General features: G+C 57.0%; 2 protein-coding genes and 1 pseudogene. 2 read left to right on the forward strand and 1 reads right to left on the reverse strand.

What is annotated here, in order from left to right; translation table 11 throughout:
- Positions 1–64: 64 nt before the first annotated feature.
- Positions 65–358, forward strand: coding sequence for a helix-hairpin-helix domain-containing protein (locus tag Q7T06_RS09930; RefSeq protein ID WP_304784172.1), 294 nt, complete (start codon positions 65–67; stop codon positions 356–358).
- A gap of 13 nt (positions 359–371) precedes the next feature.
- Here the strand turns inward: Q7T06_RS09930 and Q7T06_RS09935 are convergent, their stop codons facing one another.
- Complete coding sequence (locus Q7T06_RS09935) at positions 372–845, reverse strand: Lrp/AsnC family transcriptional regulator (RefSeq protein WP_304784174.1); 474 nt, start codon at positions 843–845, stop codon at positions 372–374.
- A gap of 146 nt (positions 846–991) precedes the next feature.
- Between Q7T06_RS09935 and Q7T06_RS09940 the strand changes: the two are divergent.
- Positions 992–1,829, forward strand: a pseudogene (locus tag Q7T06_RS09940) (glutamine--fructose-6-phosphate aminotransferase); the annotation flags it as partial.

The following is a 1,829-nucleotide window of genomic DNA, read 5'->3' on the forward strand; positions in this document are numbered from 1 at the left end:
TCGCGCGCAAAGCAGATTACGGTGGAAGGCTGGCAGCGGCCGGTCAAAATCAAGAAATAGCATCATGAAGAAAGCTGCCATCGCCGCGCAAGCATTGCACTTGCAGCAGATACCGAATATCGGTCCGGCGATGGTCAGGGATTTTCATATGCTGGGCATACGGCACTGCAGCGACCTGGTCGGCAAGAATCCCTACGCCCTGTATGAAAAGTTGTGCGAACTGACGGCGCAGCGTCACGACCCTTGTGTGATCGACACTTTCATTTCAGCGGTGCGCTTCATGGAAGGCGCGCCCGCCCTGCCGTGGTGGCACTACACTGAAGAACGCAAGCAAACACTCAGCCTGCGCAGCAAGTAGTCACTTACTGCGCTCAAACCGCAATCCGCGTTTCAAACTTGCTGCGGTGGATCGAAAAGAAGCTCTTCACATTGCGCACATTCGCATGCGAGGCAAACAGCCTGTGCACCAGCGCATTGTAGGCAGGCATGTCCGCCACCTGGATCACCAGCATGAAATCCGGCCCCGGCGACACCCGATAGCATTGCAGCACCGCGCTCTCGGCCGCGACCAAAGCCTCGAATTCCACTTGCCGCTCGGCCGCCTGGTGATCCAGCGTGATTTCAACGATAGCCGTCAATCGCGCGCCCACCTTGTCCGGCGCGACGATCGCCACCTGCCGCTCGATCACGCCCGCTTCCACCAGCCGCTTCACGCGCCGCAAACAGGTCGGCGGCGAGGCATGCACGGCCAGCGCCAGATCGTTATTGGTTTGCGAGGCATCTGCCTGCAAGGCATTCAGGATGCGTCTATCCAGCTCATCCAGCAATAATGTGTCTTCGCTCATTTATAAAATAAATCCGTAAATTTGAATTTTTATTTCACTTGTAGTCACCAGAGAAATAATAATCCATTTATTTGTATATTTAGAAAACTTATTTCACAAACCCTACTCTAGACTCTGTCATTCATACAAATCATCACGAGGTTCCTATGTGCGGTATCGTCGGCGCAGTCGCTCAACGCAATATCACTCCCATCCTGGTCGAAGGGCTCAAACGCCTTGAATACCGCGGTTACGATTCCTGCGGCGTCGCGCTGCATGTGGATGGCAGGCTGGAGCGCTCGCGCAGCACGGCACGCGTGGCGGAACTCGAAAAGCAGATCGCCAAGGAACATCTGGAAGGCTTTACCGGCATCGCGCACACGCGCTGGGCCACGCACGGCGCGCCGGCTTCACACAATGCGCATCCGCATTTTTCACGCGACCGCATCGCCCTCGTGCATAACGGCATCATCGAAAACCACGATGAATTGCGGGATGAATTAAAAGCATTGGGCTATGTATTCGAGAGCCAGACCGATACCGAAGTCATCGCCCATCTGGTCGACCACATGTACACCGGCGATCTGTTCGAAACCGTGCAACTGGCCACCAAGCGCCTGACCGGCGCCTTTGCGATTGCCGTGTTCAGCCGCGATGAACCGCACCGCGTGGTCGGCGCACGCCGCGGCTCGCCGCTGATCGTCGGCGTCGGCAATGGCGAAAACTTTCTCGCCTCCGATGCGCTGGCGCTGGCCGGTACCACCGATCAAATCATTTACCTCGAAGAAGGCGACGTCGTCGACCTGCAACTGCAGCGCGTGTGGATCGTCGATGCCAACGGCAAGCAGGTGCAGCGCGAAGTCAAAACCGTGCACGCGCACACTGGCGCAGTCGAACTCGGCCCCTACCGTCATTACATGCAAAAGGAAATCTTCGAGCAGCCGCGCGCCATCGCCGATACGCTGGAAGGCATCACCGCCATCACACCTGATATCTTCGGCGACC

The sequence above is a fragment of the Herminiimonas sp. genome, from assembly GCF_030645555.1.
Lineage (GTDB): Bacteria > Pseudomonadota > Gammaproteobacteria > Burkholderiales > Burkholderiaceae_D > Oxalicibacterium.

What these genes read in the sequence shown, in the direction of transcription:
- Q7T06_RS09930 (WP_304784172.1), top strand. Translation starts at nt 65, where the DNA reads ATGAAGAAAGCTGCCATCGCCGCGCAAGCATTGCACTTGCAGCAGATA.
- Q7T06_RS09935 (WP_304784174.1), bottom strand. Translation starts at nt 845, where the DNA reads ATGAGCGAAGACACATTATTGCTGGATGAGCTGGATAGACGCATCCTG.